2 protein-coding genes are annotated in these 3,961 nt (G+C 55.7%); both read right to left on the minus strand.

Annotation, left to right across the window (positions count from 1 at the left end; all coding sequences use genetic code 11):
• Positions 1 to 1,968, minus strand: a 1,968-nt coding sequence (locus tag VKV18_RS08505; protein ID WP_324203778.1) for a DUF6785 family protein, incomplete at its 3' end; no start/stop codon positions are given.
• Positions 1,969 to 2,151: 183 nt separating this feature from the next.
• On the minus strand, positions 2,152 to 3,961 hold a 1,810-nt coding region (locus tag VKV18_RS08510), incomplete at its 5' end, for an ATP-binding protein (RefSeq protein ID WP_324203779.1).

Here is a 3,961-nt window from a genome sequence, read left to right on the forward strand (position 1 = left end):
GGAGACGCTATAGGTGGCGAAATGGTTGTGCGTCATGCTGTAGAGCGCCCAAATGGTCTCGGCACAAAACTCCGCAAGAATGATGCCTAAGGCCACCTGGTGCAACTTGTCGTGCCCTTTGAGGCCGTAGTACTTCTCCACGAAGAGTTTAATGAGATAGACGATGAGGAGGCCAAACCAGAAGTAGTCGAGGCCGAAGTTCATGGCAAGCGCATACCCTACCGGATGGAAGGGAAAGCCCGGTACCTGAAACCGAATGAAGTCGAGCAGCAACACAACGCAGAAGCCGATGAGGACAAACAGAATGGCTACGATGTTGGGAGGCTGATGCTTGGTGGTAAAAGAGCTGACGGTGCCGGACACGTCGCCACCCACATCGCCGGCACCCCACACATAGCCGCGATAGATATAGATGAGGTGTCCAAGAATGCTTCCGACCACCATGGCGAGCAGGATGGCAATGAAGAGCGCACGTTGGTTGATGCGCGCGCGCTCGCCCATTTTCATGGCTTCGAGCTGATGCGGCATGGGGTGGGTGCGATGGATGCGGTTCAGGAAGAAGAAGGTATTGACCATGCGGCTTACCCCGGCTTCGGGTAGGTTTTGGGTACCGGCGAAATCCACGATCATCTGGTTCGGCCCCATAAAGGCCATCTCATGCGAAGGGGGGCCGACCTGTGCCCGCATGCGGGTTAGAGCGACACTAAAGATAAGGAAAAGCACAATAGTAACAAAGGTCATCCATAGCGGGATGCCGATGTCCACCCCGATAACGCAAAGGGCCACAACGCTAAGCACAAGGCCGGCAAAGGCGACTCGATGCGGCACCCCCCTATCTCCTGGAGGATGACCGTGGAGTATCTGTTGCCATACCTCTCGAAGGTAGCCGCGGGCCACCCAAATCGCCATAACGAAAAGCCCGATGAAAGCCCCCCAACTCTGTTCACTAAAGTAGGGTGGGCTTGGCACGAGACCGCCGCCGCCAAAGACGCCCGCGCTTTGCGTGTAGCCTATAGCGTAGGTGAAGACCTGAAGCGCCTTGCGGAAAAAGAAGAAAAAGATGCAAGAGAAGAGGAGATCGGTGGGCATGAAAAAGCCGATGACCGCCATGTAAGGAAAGATGCCGATGGGTGTCCAACCGATGGCATTGAAGGGCGGATTGGGGAAGAGCTGCTGAAGGTCTCCGATAAAGCGCACGTTGATGAGGGGCAGATTTGGATAGAACTGGTGAAACCCATTGATGATGTCAATGGCGAACATAATGAGGAAGGCGCCGGTGAAGTAGCGGTTTTTCCAGAGGGGGAGGCGCCCCGCGCCCATCTGCACCACAGCAAGGGGCAGCTGAATGATGGGGAAAGCGAGCTTTTCGCGGTTCGTCCACTCATCCCGCATGAGGCTGTTGATGCAGAGCATGGCGAAACCTACAAGCCCCACAATGAGAGTCCACCCTAAGATGTAGCTCCACCAAAGATGGAGGTGGGTAAGAAAATAGTGAAAGCCATGCCCGCCATCCCGATAATCTTTGAACTTATCGGCATCTTTATAGGGCACGAAGAGCCAGCTGGTGATGTAGGGCAGAATTTTGTTGCGGTAATCGGAGTTGCTGCTGGCATAAAGGGCATAGGTGGCGATATGAGGGTTGATGATGTTCATCCACTCGGCACAGATGGCGCCCAGCACGGTTTGCATGCCGTAGAAGATGATCAGTTCCCCTTCGGTAAGTGCCCATCGCTTTGAGATTTTACGGACGCCGAGATTGATAACCGCCACGACGAAGGTCATAATGACCGGTGGAATCATCAACGAGAAGATGACATCTACAACCTGGTCGGCGGTCCAATAGGCGGTGAGAGGAGCTAAAAGAAGGGCTAAGAGCGTGACGCGAAGGCTAATCCAGCCTCTCCCTTGAGGCCTACCCTCTGAAAGAGTTGGTTCCAAGCTTTCTTCGGTTTTAGGATAGTTCGCCACGTTATTCCGTTACGGTTGATCGCAGAGTGTGTGATTCTGAAACACATTCACGATGGACACACGAACTGAAGAGACGATGCCGGTGTCCAAGTCGGAGCAAGCAGCACGATACGCCTTTCAGTTTACCGCATAGAAGTCCGTTTTGCCAAAACGTGGGAATGAGAAACCCTGTGCCATCCCTTGTTAGAGGGCGCGAATCCGTTCAAAGAGGGATTGGCGATCGACGGTGCGGCCGCTTTCAAGGGTCTTTTGAAAAAGCTCTGTGCCGAGTATGGAGTCAAGTTGGGCGCGTAGCCGCTCCTGGGCACTTTTGCGGATGGGGGGAATGGGCATTTCGAGCAGCGCCGCGTATTGGTCGTGGGCGCCAAGCAGTTGGGCGGCAAGAGGGTAGTTCTTTTGGGCGGCGGCAAGTTCGGCAGCGGTTTCGATGACGAGGAGACAGAGGAAGTGGCTAGAGAACTCGTGGCAGGCCTCCGCGGCCTCATGCAGAATCGTCGCCGCTTGGGAAAGCTCGCCAAGGCGGATGAGGGTGAGACTGCAATCGCAGAGGGCGTTGGCCGCATTAACGCGATTGCCGAGTTGTTGAAAAAGGTGGGCGCTCTGTTCGCTATGGTCGAGGGCCTCTTCTAGCGCGCCCTTTTCACGTGCAATGTGGCCGAGTGTAAGCAGAGAGAAAGCGATGCCGCGTTTATCGCCGAGCTGTTGGCGGAGGTTTAGGCTGCGACGACAAAACGCCTCTGCTTGAGCGTAATCCCCGTGCAGTAGGGCGGCTCCGCCGAGATTGTTAAGAGAGGCGGCAATCCCTCTTCGATCCTGAAACTCCTCTCGCATCTCAATACTTTCTTGGTAGTGTTTGGCTGCCTCCGCATATTTGCCTAGAAAGAGATGAACGTTACCGAGGGCATGGAGCAGGTTCGCAATGCCTCTTTGGTCTTTGAGGGCACGACGAATCTCTAGGGCCTCCATGTAGTAGGTTCTGGCGGAGGTGCATTCGTTGCGGGCAAGTGCGGAATCGCCTAGTCCTTGAAGCGCTTCCGCCATCCCGATGCGAAAATCGAAGTTTTTTAACGTTTCATAGGCGGCTGCAAAGCGGGTGAAAGCGGTATCGTAATCGCCGCGGGCGTGTGCGATCTCCCCTTCCACCACGCGAGCATGGGCGGCGGCGAGCAGATCGTTCTGTTGCACCGAAAGCTGTAGGCTCTCTCGAATCGAGGATTCGGCCACATCGTAATTTCCCTGCTTACAGGCCAGTGAGGCGAGCACATGCAGGGCCTTTGCTTTGAGCGGTATGGGGAGGACTGCCTTTTCTTGGAGGAGATGCTGGAGATGATCTTGACCTTCCTGTAGTTGATCCCGTGCGAGCCAAAAGCGCCAAAGTGCGATGGCCGTACGCACCCGAAGCTCTACAGACAAATTAGGATGGGTAAGCACAGTCCGCAGGTTGTCGTTATCTCGCTCTAGGCGGGCAAACCACTCCTCTTGTTCGGGGCCGGGAATGTGTGTTGCGGCCTCTTCAGCCCACTGTGTAAACCACCGCGCGTGACGTTCACGGAGAATGGGTTCTTGCCCGCTTTGCCGAAGAAGTTCTAGCCCATACTGGCGCATAGGCTCGAGGAGTGAAAACCGGTCGGCATGTGTATCGTAGTTCACGAGGGAGCGGTCGGTGAGAAGAGAGAGTGTGTCGAGGATGTCGTAGGCGGGCAAAAAGGCCTCATCGTTCGAGCGGTCGTCGGCATCGGCACAGATGGCCTCGGCCGCTTCGAGCGTCCATCCTCCTGTGAAGACGGCCAGACGCTGCAGCAGCCGCTTTTGGGGGGGAGTAAGGGGAGTGTAGCTCCAATCGAGGGCGGCACGGAGGGTTTTATGGCGCGAGATGCTGGTGCGTGGTGATTGCGAAAGCAGACGGAACATATCGCTAAGATGCGACTCGATATCTTTAGGCGAAAGGGCCCGACAGCGGGCGGCAGCAAGTTCGATGGCGAGCGGAATGCCA

It is taken from the genome of Chthonomonas sp. (assembly GCF_035294505.1).
Taxonomy (GTDB): Bacteria; Armatimonadota; Chthonomonadetes; order Chthonomonadales; family Chthonomonadaceae; genus Chthonomonas.